Source organism: Thermodesulfobacteriota bacterium (genome assembly GCA_030583865.1).
GTDB lineage: Bacteria > Desulfobacterota > GWC2-55-46 > GWC2-55-46 > GWC2-55-46 > UBA5799.
Window position 1 is genome coordinate 811,619 of record CP129479.1, and the last position, 17,006, is coordinate 828,624.

The 17,006-nt window shown below is 60.4% G+C and carries 12 protein-coding genes; 10 read left to right on the forward strand and 2 right to left on the reverse strand.

Going from position 1 to position 17,006, the window contains the following annotated elements; genetic code table 11:
* Positions 1–315 precede the first annotated feature (315 nt).
* The 4 genes from QY316_03820 to QY316_03835 all read left to right on the forward strand — a co-directional run bounded on the left by QY316_03820 (position 316) and on the right by QY316_03835 (position 5,897).
* A complete protein-coding gene (locus QY316_03820) occupies positions 316–2,805 on the forward strand; it encodes a hypothetical protein (GenBank protein WKZ33544.1) in 2,490 nt (829 codons plus the stop codon).
* Between the two features lie 34 nt (positions 2,806–2,839).
* Positions 2,840–3,376 (forward strand): HAD family hydrolase, encoded by a 537-nt coding sequence (locus tag QY316_03825; GenBank protein ID WKZ33545.1) that lies wholly within the window; start codon positions 2,840–2,842, stop codon positions 3,374–3,376.
* Between the two features lie 28 nt (positions 3,377–3,404).
* Positions 3,405–4,796, forward strand: coding sequence for a hypothetical protein (locus tag QY316_03830; GenBank protein ID WKZ33546.1), 1,392 nt, complete (start codon positions 3,405–3,407; stop codon positions 4,794–4,796).
* Between the two features lie 207 nt (positions 4,797–5,003).
* Entirely contained in the window at positions 5,004–5,897 is an 894-nt protein-coding gene (locus QY316_03835; GenBank protein WKZ33547.1) for a PIG-L family deacetylase, read from the forward strand.
* A 160-nt stretch (positions 5,898–6,057) separates the two neighbouring features.
* Here QY316_03835 and QY316_03840 read toward each other — a convergent pair whose 3' ends face one another.
* Positions 6,058–6,834 carry an ion transporter gene (locus QY316_03840; GenBank protein WKZ33548.1) on the reverse strand — a complete coding sequence of 259 codons (777 nt, stop codon included), beginning with the start codon at positions 6,832–6,834 and terminating at the stop codon, positions 6,058–6,060.
* 291 nt (positions 6,835–7,125) lie between these two features.
* On the opposite strand from QY316_03840, the gene QY316_03845 reads away from it, so the two are divergent.
* From QY316_03845 to QY316_03870, 6 genes are all read left to right on the forward strand, one after another.
* Positions 7,126–7,932 carry a glycosyltransferase family 2 protein gene (locus QY316_03845; protein WKZ33549.1) on the forward strand — a complete coding sequence of 269 codons (807 nt, stop codon included), beginning with the start codon at positions 7,126–7,128 and terminating at the stop codon, positions 7,930–7,932.
* Positions 7,929–9,185, forward strand: coding sequence for a hypothetical protein (locus tag QY316_03850; protein WKZ33550.1), 1,257 nt, complete (start codon positions 7,929–7,931; stop codon positions 9,183–9,185). The genes QY316_03845 and QY316_03850 overlap by 4 nt, the downstream gene beginning before the upstream one ends.
* A complete protein-coding gene (locus tag QY316_03855; GenBank protein WKZ33551.1) occupies positions 9,182–10,150 on the forward strand; it encodes a glycosyltransferase in 969 nt (322 codons plus the stop codon). The genes QY316_03850 and QY316_03855 overlap by 4 nt, the downstream gene beginning before the upstream one ends.
* On the forward strand, positions 10,147–11,655 hold the full coding sequence (locus tag QY316_03860; GenBank protein WKZ33552.1) for a radical SAM protein: 1,509 nt from the start codon (positions 10,147–10,149) through the stop codon (positions 11,653–11,655). The genes QY316_03855 and QY316_03860 overlap by 4 nt, the downstream gene beginning before the upstream one ends.
* Before the next feature lie 108 nt (positions 11,656–11,763).
* Entirely contained in the window at positions 11,764–12,798 is a 1,035-nt protein-coding gene (locus tag QY316_03865; GenBank protein ID WKZ33553.1) for a glycosyltransferase, read from the forward strand.
* Positions 12,799–12,808: 10 nt separating this feature from the next.
* The gene (locus QY316_03870) at positions 12,809–14,233 is read left to right on the forward strand and encodes an oligosaccharide flippase family protein (GenBank protein ID WKZ33554.1); all 1,425 of its coding nucleotides are present in this window, start codon (positions 12,809–12,811) and stop codon (positions 14,231–14,233) included.
* Here QY316_03870 and treY read toward each other — a convergent pair.
* A complete protein-coding gene (treY, locus tag QY316_03875) occupies positions 14,220–17,006 on the reverse strand; it encodes a malto-oligosyltrehalose synthase (GenBank protein WKZ33555.1) in 2,787 nt (928 codons plus the stop codon). The genes QY316_03870 and treY overlap by 14 nt on opposite strands.

Below are 17,006 nucleotides of genomic sequence, written 5' to 3' on the forward strand. Positions count from 1 at the left end.
GTTCTAAGGTCTCACAATGGGATCTGAAATCCCTGGCCTTCCAGGCGAAAACTTCCAGTACGTCATGGGAGGCTGATAATTTCAAGCCAGCGCTCAATAAAGATTTTTAGTCCCCCCTCTTTTCTAAAGAGGGGTCAGGGGAGATTATGTCGCAGGGTGCGCTATGCGCACCATTGCGAATCCCCCTTTCTCCCCTTTTAGAAAAGGGGGGAATTCAGTCGGGCTTTCAGCCGACCAAAACTCTGAACCTGCCGCCTTTCAGGCGGTAGTGGTTCAGTCATGGTGACCGCATTGAACGCTCAGGCGCTGACATTTATGCTCAGTAAGGATGCGGCGGCCTCCGCGGCGCTCATCCCGGCCGCGCTCGTGCTGGGCTGGCTGTCGTTCCGTCCCGGGCTCGCCGCTTTTGCCGTGGGAGCCGCCGGGACCGTGGCGCTTTTGCGCTTTGCATGCAGAACAGGCGTCCGGCCCGGGCCGGGCACGGCGCTTTCGCTCATAATCTACTCTGCGCTCCTGGCCGTGGCGACGGCTACGGTGAGGGAGGCCATCGGCCTCAACGCGCCGCCGGCTCTTCCCGGAAGCACCGAGCTCGCCGGGAATGAAATGAGGCGCATGGCATGGGAGTTCGCGCTCTTTTTCGTCCTCTATTCGGCAACCGTCCTGGAATGGGCCAGGGCATCCGGGGCGCGCCCCGGCCTTGAAAGGCTCAGCCCTGCCACGGCGATATTCGTGTTCGTGCTTTACTTTGCCGTGGTGAAGCTTCCTCCATACGAGCTCGACATGAAAGAGTGGGGAGTTTTTCTGGCATCGGCTTCGGCCGTTGCCGAAGGCAGATGGCCGTACCTACACCACTATTCGGTACAGCACGGGTTCCTCTATGCAGGCGCGCTTATGCTCTGGCTCAAGGCCTTCGGGCCCGCCACGATAGGGCTCGCGTCTTTCGTCTCCGCATTGACCGCGCTCTCAGGGGTCATCGCGTTCCTGCTCGTAAAGGGGCTTACTAACTCGCGCGGGGCGGCGCTCATAGCAGCCCTTGCCCTTGTGACGAATTTCCATGACATCGATGCGGCAATCGGGGCTCGGGGGCTCGGGGCCCTTCTCGGCCAGTTCCAGATCATTTCCGGGCTGTACCTCTTGTGGGCCGCGCTCAGGGCAGGCGCCTCGGCCAGGGGGTATGTCCATGCCTTTCTCTTTGGGGCGCTCTCCTTATGGGAGCCGGTCTTCGGTTTTTTCATGGCGCTTTCGTTTCTGTCGGTCACGGTCTACAGGGGCGTATCCAGGAAGGACCAGAGGCTGTTCTACCCGGTCGCCGCGCTCATAGCCGGTGTTCTCCTCCCTGTTGCGGCCCTGGCGGCACTCAGGCCCCCGGAGGTGAATATGTTTTCCGGGACTTCGATAGGCGTTTTCCTCTCAATACAGCAGGTTTTCACCCAGGGGCAGGGCGCGGCCCCGCGCAGTTTTTTCATCTGGGAAGCCTTTATCCTCTTTTTTTTCGCCGGGCTCATCATGACGGCGTACAGGCAGGTCTCCTCGGGCCGGAGCTTTACCAGAAGGCATCTCTTCCTCTTCGGGACGGCCCTCATGCTCCCGCCCTGGCTCGCATACAGGCTCGGGAGTCCCGTGCCCCTGGAGTCAAGCCCCATAGCATGGGTCCTTGCGCCAGCCCTTGCGCTCATTTTCCACGCCGCGTACAGGCATGCGGCCATGCACAGAAGCAGGCCGAGGCTGTACGCGGCGGCCGTGATCACTGCCGCTCCGTTGCTTACAGTGGACCTGGCCCGCCCTGTCGGGGAGGACATAAAAAGTTATCTCTTAAAATATGAGGACGAACGCGCCCGATGGATGGCCTCATGCGCGGACGGGCCGAAGCGCGGCGGCTGGTGCGGCCCTGAGGGCAGGCCCGGGCTTTCGTTTCATATGAAGGCCGCGCTAGAGACGGGGCTCGGCCTCGGGGCATACGGGCCGGCCGGGTTCAGCTATCATCCTCCGAACTTTTTTCTGGCAAGGGCCTGCCAGGAAGGCGTGCCGGTCATCTCGGACATGGCCGGGGCGATTTCGGCCTTGAACAAATGTCCTCAGCCGCACAGGTTCCCTGCAATGCGGAGTGCTGATTACAGCACAGTGCTCCCCGGGTACTTGAGCGAGATAAAGAAGTCCCGGAGAGTGGTCTTCGACGAAAGGCTCGCGGAGGGGCGTTCTTTTCCCGGGCTCCTGAGGAGGGTCAAAAGGGAACTGCTCGACGCCGGATACCACGTAAGCGAGCGGCACGGAGTGGTATCCGTCTTTTCGAAAGAGGGCGCGGCAGACGTCGCGAGCTGCATCATATGCTCCCCCCCCGCCGAATCGGTGAGGCTCGCCCCGGACGGCGGCTGGCTGGCGGAGAGGCCTTCCGGGGTAAAAAGGAAGCCGCTTGGCGCGCCGTCCTGGGACTCGTTCGTGTTCAGCGCCCTGGTCTGGGCCGACGGGCCCGCGGGCCTGGTCGTGGGGGAAACGGAAAGCGGATACGCCGCATTCTACATAGACCCCGCGAGCGGGACGGCAAGGCTTTCCGAGCTCCGGGGCGCGGACTTCATAAGAGAGCTTTCGATTGCCGAGCTCCGGGAAAAGAGCAAGGGAAAGGGCTCCTGGCACGACATGGAGGTCTTCGGCGGCAGAGGCGGGCATTACCAGTTCTTTGTCGACGGGGAGTTCGTGCTTGAAAGCGACGGACTGAAAGGGGCCGCCATCGGACTACTCGACCTTGCCGGGACAGCGCGGTTCAGGGAGGTCGAGATCTCAAGGGGGCCGGAGACCGGCGGCGCATAGGATTCGATACTCAAAGCAACTCGGGAGGCGTGGAATGAAGAGAGCAAGGGCGGTTTTTCTGGACAGGGACGGCGTGATAAACAGCAAGCTCAAGAAAGACTTCGTCAAGGACTGGCGCGAGTTCAAGTTCATACGGGGCGCGAGGAAAGGGGTGCGGCTCCTGAAGGAAACCGGGTTCCTCGTCATCGTCCTCACGAACCAGCGGTGCATCTCGAAAGGTTCCGGGACGCTCGACAAGCTCGCGGAGATACACGCCAGGATGGCCGGCGAGATCATCCGGGGCGGGGGGTGCATAGACGCCCTCTATTTCTGCCCCCACGGGGCGGACGAGGGGTGCGCGTGCAGGAAGCCCAGGCCCGGCATGGTCTTCAAGGCCTTGAGGGACTTCGAATCAAGAGGGCTCTCCATAGACCTTGAGAGGAGCTTCCTTGTCGGCGACGAGGAAAAGGACATGGTCGCCGGGCGACGGGCAGGCCTCAAGACCGTCAAGATAGGCGAGGCGCATCGCCTGGCCGACGGGCATGCCCGGAACCTCCTGGAGGCGGCAAGGCTCATCGCCGGTGCGCATTAAGGGAAGCGTTAAAGCGCCTGGGGCTGCTGTGAGCGGACATAGCCTCCTGTCCTCTGGCGGAGGAGGACTGCGGTTCGCGCTCGCGTACTTCCTCCTGGCAACCGTTCTCGCGCTCATATACGCCTGGCCGCTCGCGGCAGACCTTTCGGGCGCATTTTTTGGGTTCCCGGTGGATGCCCTGCCGGAAATCCGCGGCCCCGGAGCGGCACTGCCCCGTCCGTCAGCTATCATTCACCATGCGCTTTACACGGCGCTCGGCGGCGTGGCCGCGTTCAATGCAATGCAGCTGCTGAACATCCCGTTCCTGGCCCTTGCCACGTTCTCACTCCTCTTCTACATCACAAGGGACAGGGGCACGAGCGCCCTCTTCGGGCTGGCCGCGGCCTTTTCGCCTTTTCACGCGAGCCACATCATGGCCCATTCATCCGGCATCTACTGGCTTCCGCTCTCCATCCTGTTCATTTTAAAAGCCGTGAGAGAGGGCGGTTACGCGAACCCGGCAATCCTCGGGCTTGTTTCAGGTTTCCTTGCGGTCGAAAACCCGAGCTTCGGCCTTTTTTTCATTCTGCTCGTCCCGCTTTTCATCCTCTTCCATCTCCCGGCCAGTGCCGCGCTGCCATATGCCGTCAAGGCTTTCGCGATCTCCGGGGCCCTTTTCCTTGTAATCGTAGTCGTTATGGCCTGGCCCGTTCTATTTGGCCTTTTCCTTCCCGATTCAGTGGGCGAAGGGCTTGACCCGAGGAGGCTATCCGACCTGTTCATCTCTTCTGCCAAGCCTCTCGATTACATCCTTCCGTCGGTCCATAACCCGTTTATCGGCAGGTTCGCGCCTGAACCGGGCATCAACCCGCTCAAGGGGCACAGGTACGCTGAGCACACGCTTTTTCTCGGCTACACGGTCCTTTTTTTCTCCGGCTGCGCGCTTTACGATGCGCTACGGGCCGGAAAACGGGAGGCGAGGCGTACGGCGTTTCTTTTCCTTGCGGCCGCGCTCTTTATGGTGCTCATCTCATCCCCGCCTTTCCTGCCGCTCGGAGGGTTTACAATGGATATCGAGGAGAGGATGGTATCGTCTGACAGCAGGATATTCCTCCCCCAATATTTCCTTTTTAAAACGTTCCCATTCATAAAGGGCTATGCGAGCGCGGGCGGGGCGGCCATGCTGGCCTTTGTGGTCCTGGCTGCAATGGGCTTCTCTGCCATGTTCGGCCGTTCGCGGCGCAAAAGGACGGCCCTCTTGTGTGCGGCGCTCCTCCTTGCGTTCGAGTTTGCCGAATATCCCTCATTCCGCATATCGAGTCATGCCCCTGAGGAAAACGGAACAGCCGAAACCCGTTCCGGGGCGCGGGGGCCGGCTGCTCCCTTGCCTGAATCCGGGCCGGGTTTGACACTGGACGAATTCCGCTTAAGCTTGGAATAGCAGGTGTTGAAAAACACCTGCCAGGCAATCCACGGATGGGTTGCAAAATCGCGAAGACTATCCAGGCCGGGCAGTTTGTAAGGCTTGGACGGATTCATTCCGGCAAAGCCGTGGTCGAAAAGTCCAGGAATGCTTTGGCATCCTGATAGGGCTCCGGACAAAGAAGGCCGGGGACTCGGCAATCCAACCTGAGCGGAGGGCCATGCCATGACCGGGAGCGGGCCGTTGCATGACGGCTACGATGAGGCGAGCCTGCGGGCGGTCCTCGACGGCGGCCCCTCCACAAGGGTGCTCGTCATAGCCGCGCACCCTGACGACGAAGTCATCGGCATGGGCGGGCTCTTGAAGTACCTTACGAACGCCGCTTTCGTCCACATAACCGACGGCGCGGCAAGGGACACGCGGGCGGCCGCGGCAAGGGGCTTCCGGACGAGGGAGGGGTATGCGGACGCACGGAGAAATGAGCTTCAAAAAGCTCTCTCCCGCATGAGGGCCGCGCCTCTTGAGCTAATAGACCTCGGCACGCCTGACCTCGAATCTTCATATAACCTGGTCACTACCTCCGTTGCCGTCGCCGGGATAATGAAGCGCCTCAGCCCGGACCTCGTCTTCACGCACCCATATGAAGGCGGCCATCCCGACCATGACTCGGCGGCCTTTTCAGCGCGCGCCGCTCTTTCTCTTATAGAGTCCGCCGGCATGGCGTTGCCGCGCCTTATGGAATTCACCTCGTATCACGCCGACGGGAAAAAGCTTGCGGCCTCGCGCTTCCTGCCGGGCACCCCCCAGGGCCTCGGCATCGCGCTTACGGAGGAAGAGAAGGGATTCAAGGCAGGGATGTACGCCTGTTACGAGACCCAAAAGGGCGCGCTCAGGCACTTCCCGATAGGGGTAGAGAGGTTCAGGCCCGCGCCCGACTATGACTTCACGAGGCCGCCCCATCCGGGGAGGCTCTTTTACCAGAACTTCGACTGGGGCCTTAAGGGTGCTAAATGGTGCCGCCTTGCCGCAAGGGCGATGGAGGCGCTCGGGCTGCCTGGCCGGGAAGCCTTGCAAGCCCGGGGGCTCCTGGGGCGCCTTCTCTCAAGGCTCACTCCTTAGCAGGCTGCTGAAAAGTCCATCTGCTTCGAAGGCTGCGTCGCTGGCTACGAAGGCGTACGCGAAAAGTACGCCTCATCCCTCGCCCCACTGCTCCAGCGGGGCCTCGCATCTGGAGCTTTTTGAGCAGCCTGAATAAAAACTGAGTTTTTCAGCAAGCTGATCAGGGTTGCTTCCCGTCCTTGCCCCTGCCGAGGGCGGCCCTTACCTCCTCCAGCAATTTCCGGAGCTCCGCCTCCTCGACGCCCCTTTCCCTGAACCTGTCCAGGCCTATGAAGAGGCTTGCGAGTACGGCTGTCACGTACCCGAATACGGTGAACGCGTAAACCGCAAGCAGAAAGCAGAGCACCCTCCCTTCAGGTGTCTGGGGCCAGTATTGAGAGCCCATCGTGGTTACGATCATAGCAGACCACCAGAGAGACGAACCGAAGGTACTGAATCCCTCGCTCTCTTGTTCGAGCACGTTCATTCCAGCCGCCCCGGCCACGACGACAATGGCGGTGAGCGCGAGGACGTAGCCGAACTTCCTCCTCTCAAGCACCTCGGCGAGTATGCCCATGCTCCTGTTCACCGAGCCTATGACCTGGACGAGCCTTGCGCCCCTCACGACGCGCACCGCCCGGAGCGCGTGGAAAGCCTTTAAGGCCCGCAATATCCTGAGTGCCGGGACTGTAAGGGACACAATCGTAAGGAGGTTCCCCCGTACGTACGCCTTCTTGTCCGGGGCAAGGGCGAACTGAATGAAAAAATCCGCTATGAATATGACCCATATGGCGGTGCTCGCCGCGACGACCGCCCCGCCCGGCCCGCGCGTGAACTCTATGACGATGAGGACGAGCCAGACGAACCCCAGCACCATCATGGGGGTCTCAAGGATCTTCTGGTACCTCCTGAGCTCGGTCCATTTCTCTTCCTCTTCGCGCCTGTCTTCCGGAGCCATATGACATGACCTCCCGGTTTAAGAGCATGCCACCTCCGGCGCGCTTTGCAATAGCGGGGTGTTGAAAAACGCCTCAAAAAGATGCTGCCGCGAGGGTTGACAACTGGGAAAGTTGGATTAGAGTTATCACTATCGCTTCAGTGAAAAAACCCGTTTTTGACGCTTTTCTTCTTTCCTGGCCTGCCGCCCCCTCCGGGGTCCGCGGCGACTCTGCAAAAGGCGTTTGTCGATTTTTAGGTGCATTTCCGCGCATCGCGGCAGCGGTCTGCATTTGGAGGCGCGGCTATCAGGATGCATTTTCTCGCGCGGGGGGACATGCGGGTATTCAAGGGAAAGATATCCGTAATAATGCCTGCCTACAACGAGGGGCATCACATATACGAAAACCTCAGGGAGACCCATTCGGTCTTCAAAAGGTCGGGACGGAGGTTCGAGATAATACTCGTCGACGACGGGAGCCCGGACGCGACCTATGACCAGGCCCAGAAGGCCGCGCGGGAGCTGGGGAGCATCATCCCCGTTAGATTATGCGAGAACGGCGGAAAGGGCAATGCCCTTCGCGAGGGCTTCAAGCGCTCCGAGGGCGACCTCGTGATTTTCCTCGACGCCGACCTGGACCTCCATCCCGGACAGGTAATAAGCCTTTTCAGGGCCATGCTGGACACAGGGGCCGACGTGGTCATCGGCTCCAAGCACCACCCCGGCTCCAGGATAAGCTATCCTTCGTCAAGGAAGGCCCTGAGCCGGGCATACGCCCTGGCGCTCAAGGCGCTCTTCGGGATGCCCCTCATGGACACGCAGACGGGGCTTAAGGTCTTCACCCGCAGGGCTCTTGAAGAGGCCTTTCCCAGGGTGGTCTGCGGGAGATACGCGTTCGACGTCGAGCTGCTTGCCCACGCGCAGGAGGCTGGCTTCAGTGTCACCGAGGCCCCTGTCATCATGACCTTCAGAAGATCTGCCGCGTGGGGGAGGATACGGACAACGGACGTCGCAAGGATGGGGTTAGACACGCTCGCGATATTCCTGCGGCTCCATATAATACGGCATTACGGGACCGCCTTCGAATCCGGCACCTTCGCAATGGAGGGCGTCGTGTGATGGACGCCTTGAAGAGCGGCACCGTGCTCTTTTTCGCCACCCTCTCCGGCGGGGCCTTCAATTTTCTCTTTCAGGTCTTCATGGGCAGGGCGCTAACCGTAGAGGACTTCGGCTCGATGAACGCGTTTTTTTCGGTAATCCTCATAACAGGCATCCCGGCTGCCGCGATGGTGACGGCGCTCTCAAAAAAGATTTCGTCTTTGAACGCAGGCGGGCGGACAGGGGAGGCAGGGCGCCTTTACAGGGCCTCGTTCATCAGGATGGCCGTTTGCGGCGGCGTAGTCCTCAGCGTATCTGCGCTCCTGAGAGGGCCCATATCCAGGGCATTCGGGCTCGGGAGCGAATGGGTCCCGGTCATCGCTGGGGCCGGGCTCTTGTTTGCCTTCGTCCTTGCCGCCAATCTCGGGGTATTGCAGGGCCTGAGGAGATACCGTTACTTCGGGGCCGGGATCGGCCTTTTAAGCCCCCTTAAGCTCCTTATAGGCGGGTTCCTGGCTGCCGCCGGCTTCGGAGTAGGGGGCGCTGTCGCCGGGTTTTCATGCGCCATCCTGGCCGTTTTTTTCCTCACCATCATGCCGGTCCTTCGGCTCATTTCCTCCAGCAGCTGCATAGGAAGACCGGCAGCCCAAGCCCCGTGGCTAAGCTTTCAACAACTCGCATATGCTGCCGCCTTCGCGTTCGTAACGAACATCGACATGATAATGGTAAAGCTCTATTTCCCGGCAAGGGAGGCAGGGCTCTATGCAGCCGCGTCGGTCCTGGGCAAGGCCGTCCTCTACGCGTCCTCGTTCTCAACGGGGTCTTTCTTCGGGGGGTCATTCCATAAAAAGGTGCACGCGTTTAAGCTCCTGGACAGGGGCCTTTTCCGCACGTTCGCTGTATTCCTTCTTGTCGCTCCGGTCTTCGTGCTATTCCCGGGTCACTTGCTGGGCATGCTATTCGGCCCGGCCTTTTATGAAGCCGCCCCTGTGCTCAGGTATTATGCGGTCGCCGCCGGGTTTATGTCCATGGCAGGGCTCTTTATGGCCTACGGCGCATCGCGTCGGAACGCGGGCTTTCTCTTCAGGCTGATTGTCGTCTCAGCGCTTTTGCCGTTTGCGATAGCCGCGCTGCCGCAATCCCTGACCGCCGTCGTCCTGGCAGCCGGGACGGCGGCGTTTGCCCTCTCGGCCGCGGGCCTTGCGGCGGCAATAAGAGAGAGGCGATCCTTTAACGGGACGCAGGCGAAGCTGGAGGGCATAGCCGGAAGATGAACCCGACCGTATCCATAATAATACCGGTAAAGGAGATAAACGATTACATACGGGAGTCGGTCCCCCACATGCTCGCCCTGGACTACGATGATTTCGAGGTCGTCATTTTCCCGGATTCGGCTTCGGGTGACGCCTTCCCCGGGACGAGGATAATCCCTACGGGTCCGGCCGGCCCAGCCGAGAAAAGGGATCTGGCCCTTAAATACGCAAGGGGCGAGGTGTTCGCGTTCCTGGATGACGACGCGTACCCGGCCCGGGACTGGCTGAGGAAAGCGGTGCGGCATTTCAGACGACCGGACGTTGCTGCCGTCGGCGGGCCGGCCGTCACCCCCGGGCACGATTCGGTATGGCAGAAGGCCTCGGGGAGCGTCTTTTCATCATGGCTTGCAAGCGGCAGGTACGGCTACAGGTACCTGCCCGAGGGCGGGCTTAGAGAAGTGGACGATTTCCCGACCGTCAACCTGATCATAAGAAGGAGCTCCTTCGAGCGCGCCGGCGGCTTCGATACCGCCTATTGGCCTGGAGAGGACACGAAGCTCTGCCACGACCTCACGAAAAAACTCGGAGAGAGGATAATCTACGACCCCGAGGCGCTGGTATTCCACCACAGGCGGCCTCTATTTTCCGGCCATTTGAGACAGGTCGGCAGGTACGCGTTCCACCGGGGGCTATTCGCCAAGGCCCTGCCTGACACCTCTTTGAGACTTCAGTATTTCGTGCCGAGCCTCTTTGTCCTGTGGCTCGCGGCGGGCGGCCCGGCTTCCTTTATCTCAAGCTCGATGGGCGCTCTTTATATATCGCTTCTTTCCATCTACATCCTCCTCGTCTCGTCGGAATCCGTAAGGATAGGCCTCAAGGAGCGGGACTTCCGGGTTGGCGCGCTCTCGGCGCCGGGCATAATACTCACGCACCTCGTCTACGGGCTCAGGTTCATGCAGGGGTTCGCCTCGCGGAGGGGAAAATGAAAATCGCAATCTCCTACCCGCCTCTCGGGGACGGCTCCCGCGTGCCTCTCCTTACCCAGAACAGGCAGTTCCAGTGGTTTAAAAACCCCACATACATCTATCCGATGGTCCCGGCTTATGCGGCAACGCTCCTTAAAAAGGAGGGCTTCAGCGTATTCTGGGACGACGCCATAGCAGAGGGGCTCTCATTCGACGAATGGCTGGCCAGGATACGGAAGAAAAGGCCTGAAGTCATCGCTTTCGAGACCAAAACGCCGGTCGTAAAGAGACACTGGGCCATAATCAGCCTCCTGAAGGCCGAGGCGGCGAGGTCCTCATGGGACTTGAAGACCGTTCTCATGGGCGACCACGTCACGGCGCTTCCCGAGGAGTCTCTACGTAACTCTCCCGTAGACTTCGTGATAGCCGGCGGGGACTATGATTTCCAGCTCCTTAGCCTCGCGAAGGCGCTCGCGGCCTCCTCTGCCGCGCTTGCCGGTCTTGAGGCCGGCATATGGCTCAGGGAGAACGGCAGGCTCGTCAATACTAAGAATGCCGTAAAAAGGCGCGACCTCGATACGCTGCCGTTCATAGACAGGGACCTCACGAGATGGGAGCTCTACAGCTCGAAAAACGGGAACTTCAAGAGGAAGCCCGGCACCTACACCATGGCCGGAAGGGACTGCTGGTGGGGGAGGTGCAGCTTCTGCTCGTGGACGACCATGTATCCGGGCAGGGACTTCAGGAGCGTATCCCCGGAAAGGCTCCTTGACGAGGTTGGGGTCCTCATCGGGAAGTACGGCGTGAGGGAGATCTTCGACGACAGCGGGACCTTCCCCGCTTGCGAATGGCTCGAGGCCTTCTGCAAGGGCATGATAGAGCGCGGCTACGGGCGGAAAGTCTCCTTCGGCTGCAACATGAGGATAAACGCGCTCGGGATGCCAGAGTACAGGCTGATGGCAAAGGCGGGCTTCAGGTTCGTGCTCTTCGGGCTCGAATCCATGAACCGCGCCACACTTTCGCGGCTCGACAAGGGCCTCCGGCCCGAGCAGATAGCGAGGGGCTTCAGGATGGCAAAGGAGGCCGGGCTCGAACCGCACGTGACGGCCATGGTCGGCTATCCCTGGGAGACGAAGGAGGACGCGGAAGAGACCATAGCCTTCGCAAGGGAGATGTTCAGGAAAGGGTACATAGACTCGCTCCAGGCGACGATAGTTGTCCCGTATCCCGGCACGCCGCTTTTCGAGGAGGCGAGGAATAACGGCTGGCTTCTGACCGAGGACTGGGACAGATATGACATGAGCGGCTCGGTCTGGCGCTCCCCGCTCTCCGACGAGGACGCGATGAGGCTTACGCGGGGGCTCTACAAGGCGGCGCTCAACCCGGCGTTCCTGGCGAGGAAGGTCATGGGCATAAGGAGCATGGAAGACCTCAAGTTCCTGGTGAGCGCGGGCTTCAAGCTACTCGGCCATCTCTCGGACTTCAGGGCAAGGCCCAAGGGGCTCGGGAAAGACACGGCCACGTAGGTGCAGGCTGCTGAAAGAGCCTTTGGGGGAGACTTTCTACAGAAAGTCTCCCCCAAAAGGTTTTTCAGCGCTCTGATACGGCATCGGCATAGCGCGAAGGAGGGCCGCATGGAAAGCAATGCAGTGTTCCCGTCGGTTTCGGTCGTGGTACCGACCCTTAATTCCGGGAAGACCCTGGATGAGTGCCTGAAAAGCATCTCAGGGCAGGACTGGCCGGCAGATATGCTGGAGATAGTCATAGCCGACGGCGGCTCTACTGACTCTACCCTCGATATAGTGAGGCTCTCCGCGTCAAAAAGCCCTTTCGATGTCAGGGTGGTTCGGAACCCTTTGAAGACCGGCGAGGCCGGGAAGGCAGTTGGTATCAAGGAGGCCAGGGGGGAGCTCATCGCCTTCATAGACTCGGATAACGTCCTACCGGACAGGGGCTGGCTTAATAGGATGGCCGAGCCGTTCGCCGACCCCGACGTGGTCGGCGCGGAGCCGCTCGAATACGCGTGCAGGGCGGGCGACGGCTTCATAACGCGGTACTGCTCGCACCTCGGGATGAACGACCCTTTCTGCCTCTTCGCGGGCAACTACGACAGGTACTCGGCAGTCACCGGAAGGTGGACCGAGATGCCCTACAGGGCGGAGGACAAGGGGGGGTGGTTCAAGCTCGAATTAGACCCGGCCCGCTACCCGACGATGGGCGCGAACGGCTTCATCGTGCGTAAGCGCGCCCTCGAAGGCGCAGGCGAGTATTTTTTCGATATAGACATGGTGCGCGGTCTACTCAAAAAGAACCCGGGGTCGCGCCTTGCCAAGGTCAGGACAGGGATCGTCCATATCTTTTCAGGCGATACACGGACGTTCATAAGGAAGCAGATGAGGAGGATACGGGACTTCCGCCATTACGAGAGGCTCGGCATGAGGGAGTACCCCTGGAAAGGGGTAGGGAGGCATGCTGTCGCAAGGTTCGTCTTCTCATGCCTTACTGTATTGCCATTGATATCGCAGGCCGCGCGGGGGTACTGCCGAAAGCCCGACATAGCCTGGCTTTTTCACCCGGTAGCCTGCTGGCTTACGCTTATCGTATACGGCCTTGGCAGCCTGCCTTTTTTTACCGGGGAGTTCAAGCGGGAGGGCTGGGGCAATAACTGAAAGCCGCTTGATGGACAGAGTCTTTAAAAACACATTCTGGATGCTCCTTCCGAGCGCCTTCAACAAGGCCTCGAGCATATTGCTCGTTATTGTGCTGGCCCGCCACCTGGGAGCCGCAGGTTTCGGCTTGTTCTCCTTCGCTTTTTTCTATATCGTATTTTTCAGCGCCGTTACCGAGGCTGGGCTTACTACGGTCATGATACGGCGCATGAGGGCCGAGCCACAAAAGTCGGGGGATGTCTACCGTAAGGGGCTCAGGCTCGGCGCCGTCTCGACGCTTGCGGCTATTTCGGCGGCCATAGGGGGCGGAGCGGCGCTCGGTTTTGAAAAAGACGCGCTCTTGCTTACGGCCCTGGCCTCGCTGGGGCTCGTCTTCTCTTTCAGGGACGTGACCTTCAGGTGGTTCCTTGAGACGCCTTTCAGGGCGTCTCTCAGGATGCGCGTAAGCGCATTGCTTGGGATCGCCTCCGAAGGCCTCGGCCTTTTGGCTGTATTGGGGGCCGTTTACAGGGGCGCCGGTGTAGAAGCCATAACTGCAGTCTACGTCCTCTCGAACCTCCCCGGATTCGTGCTCCTCGGCGTCCTTTCATACAGGGCAGCCCCGGGCTCTACCGGGGAAAAGGTATCATACGCGGGTTTGCTCAGGGAGGCCCTGCCCATAGGGCTCTCCAACTCGCTCAATACGTTCTATCTCATGCTCGGCTCTGTCGTCCTCTTCCTCTACGGAAGTATAGAGGTGATGGGGTATTACGCGCTCGCGTTCAGGCTTACGACATCCCTCAGGATAATCCCCGAGGCCCTTATGCATTCGTTTTTCCCGCTCATGGCCTCTCAATCCGGCCAGGCGGGCCAGGCGGGATTGAACGCCTATTTGAGGAAGAGCGCCGGCATAATGGCGTTCACGGCCATGCCGCTGGCAATCGGGACTGCCGCGCTCTCGGACGATATTACCCGGCTCCTCGGAGGCGGCTCGTTCGGTCCGGCCTCGCTGGCCCTGAGCGTCCTCATATGGGCGACCGCGCTTTCTTTCTTCAATACATGCGCGAGGGCCGCGCTGAACGCGGCTGCCCACGGGCAGAGCAATCTCGCGGCCTCTTCGGTAATGGCGGCAGCTTCGGTTGCGCTGTGCTTCATTCTGATACCGGGATGGGGGCTTTCGGGCGCGGCCTGGTCGCTCGTGCTCGCGGAGGGGGCGGGGCTCGCGGCATATTCGGCGGTCATAGGGAGGCTGGGACTTGCTTTTCCGCTCCGGTTCACGGGGAAATGCCTCCTGGCAGGAGCCTGCATGTACGGCTGCATGACGCTATTGGACGGGCCGCTACTTAAGCTCTCTTTCGGCTTGGCTGCCTATCTCGCGGCTACAGCGCTGATGACCGGGACAGGACCAATCCGGGCCGCGAGGGCGCTTTCTCAAAAAGAGCCTACTTTTTTATAAGGAGCGCGATCGGGAAGGATTGGAGCGCGGCCCCGGCCTCCTGTACCCCGTTCAATGCCAATTCACGCCCGGTAAACGCGTCCTGCCACGAGGCGTCCCTGAGCCCCTCTGGCAGCCTCAGGAAGGTGCCCTCCCACACGTCCGGGCCTAATGGCCATTCCCGCTCGGGCACGACCCGGGCCATGAGGCGCGGGGCCACGACTATTGCCGCCTCTTCGCCGAGCACCCTTGCAAAGGCGGCGAGATGCCTCCTTAGCGCCCCTTCAGCCTCGATCGGCTCGTACGAGCCGTCCCTGAAAAGCCCGTGATGCGACCTTCTTTCATTAAGGGCCGCGTGGGTTGCGAATAGCTTGACCCTGCCGTCCTCGGGGGAGGCGAGCATCTCTTTTATAAGCGCACCCCGGTCCTCGGCGGCCCTGTTTCTTATCCCGTCAAGCAGGGCCTTTCTCAGTCCGAAGTCGACCGGGCGGCGGTTGTCGGGGTCCACGAGGCTCAAGTCCCAGAGCTCGGTCCCCTGGTAGAGGTCCGGCACCCCGGGCGAGGCGGCCTTGATGACGAGCTGGGATAGCGAGTTTATCATCCCGTACCATGCGGCCTTTCTCTGAAGAGGAAGGAACTCCTTCAGGAACCCGTTGTCAGGCGAGCCGAGTATGCCGTCTATGAACCGCATGAAGCCCTCTTCGTACTCAGTGTCGGGCCGCAGCCACGCGGTGTGTATCTTGGCCTCGCGGACGGCTTTTTTCATATAAGCCTTTATGCGTTCGCGGTATTCGGGGAGGCCCCCCTCCTCGAACGGGAAGCTGCCCAAAAGGGTCTGGTATAGGAAGTATTCGTCGTTCCTGTCAGGCACGCCGAGCCCCCCGGCCCTTTGCTTCTTTTTCCTGTTCACGGCGCTCCACCTGCGGAGGGCCGCTTCCCATTCGCCTGGCAGCTCGGAGAGGACGTTTATGCGCGCCCGCGCGTCCTCGCCCCTTTTCGTGTCATGGGTGGAGGTCGCGTTCATCGAATGCGGGCGTTCTTCGGCGGCCCTCCTGTTCCTCGAATGGAATTCCTCAAGGGTCATGCCGAATTGTCCCGGAGATGAGCCTACCTCGTTGAGGGAGATGAGCCTGTTGTAGACGTAAAAGAGCGTGTCCTCGATGCCCTTGGCCATGAGCGGCCCGGTGAACTGCTGGAACCGCATAACGAACTTGAGCCATTCGCCCTTTTCCTCCTCGCCCTGGTATTCCCTGAAATCCAGGGCCAGGACCTTCCCGATGAAGGAAAGCTCGTTGTAGAGGGCCGGGTTCCCGGCGATGGCGCTCTCGACGGCCTCCCTGATGTATTTCAAATCCGTCCCGGTGACCGACTCCGCGCATATGTATGTCCTGTAGACCGGGAACGCGGCCATTACCTCGACTATGGCCCTCTTGAGGCCGGGGAGAGTGATGTCGCTTCCGTGCCTGTCGCGGCTCAGGGTAAGCTTCAGGAGCTGCGCGAGGTTCGATACGTCGCTTGTCATGTCCATCTCTGTGATGAGCTTTTTCTTCTCGTGGAAGAGGTAGTTGTACCTGGATTTTATCCCGGTGAAGCTCGAGTATATGCGCGTCAGTCTCGATTCGTGGGTCGTATCGCATAAGACGCCGTTAAGGGCCGACATGAAATCATAGCCTGTCGTGCCCTCGACCGGCCATATCTCAGGCAGGGCCTCGCCGCTCCCGAGTATCTTCTCGACTATGATGTAGGCGTCCCCGGCCCGGTCCCTGAGCTTCCGTAGGTACTCAAGAGGGTTCTTCAGGCCGTCTATGTGGTCTATCCTCACGCCGGTAGCCCCGCTGTGGAGGAGCCGCAAAAGGAGGGCGTGCGTCTTCTCGAAGACCTCTTCGTCATCTGTCCGGAGCGTAATGAGGCCGTTTATGTTGAAGAACCTCCGGTAGTTCGTCTCCTCTGCAGCCACCTTCCAGAACGAGAGCTTGAAGGACTGCTCGGAGAGGAGCTTGTCGAGGAGGTTGTAGCTCTCCGGGTCGCCCGGAGAGCCGTTGAAGGCCGAGAGGCTCTCGTCGAGCTGCGACCTGAAATCCCGGTTCCCGGCATATAGCTCCCAGAGCATCCTCTTTACGAAAAGGGCCTGGTCCTCGATCTCGGCCTCGCCGCCCGCGGCAAGGGTCTTCAGGACGTACCGTATCCCGAGAAGCTTGACGTAGTCGGGGTGTTCCTTGCCGAGTTTCGTTACGAGCTTCCTGGAGAGGTGCGAGAGAAAGGCCTGGTAGGAGTCGATCTTAAGGGGGAAGCTCGTCTCATAGTATTTCACCTTCAGGCCGTCGTCCGAGTAATCGAGCCGTATCTCGCCACCTTCGAGCGCCTCGCCGTATATGCGGCCGAGGAAAGGGGCCAGCACCTTTTCCTTTATACCCTCGTACGGATGGTCCCATTCGATATCGAAGAAGCCCGAGTACTTCGATGCCCGCCCCTTTTCGAGCACGTCCATGAGGAACCGATTCTCGCCGTCGTAGGCCATGTGGTTGGGCACGAAGTCCTGGACCCATCCCATGCCGAAACCCCTGAGCCTGCCGAAAAGCGATTCAAGCTCCTCGATGGTCCCGACCTCGGGGTTGAGGCTCCCGTGATCCACGATGTCGTAGCCGTGCAGGCTCCCCTTCCGGGCCCTGAAGACCGGCGAGGCGTATACGTCCGATATGCCGAGGCTATCTAGGTAATCGATGATGCCTGAGGCGTTTTTGAAGCGGAAAGAAGCGTTGAACTGCAGCCTGTATGTGGAGGAGGGGACCCGCAT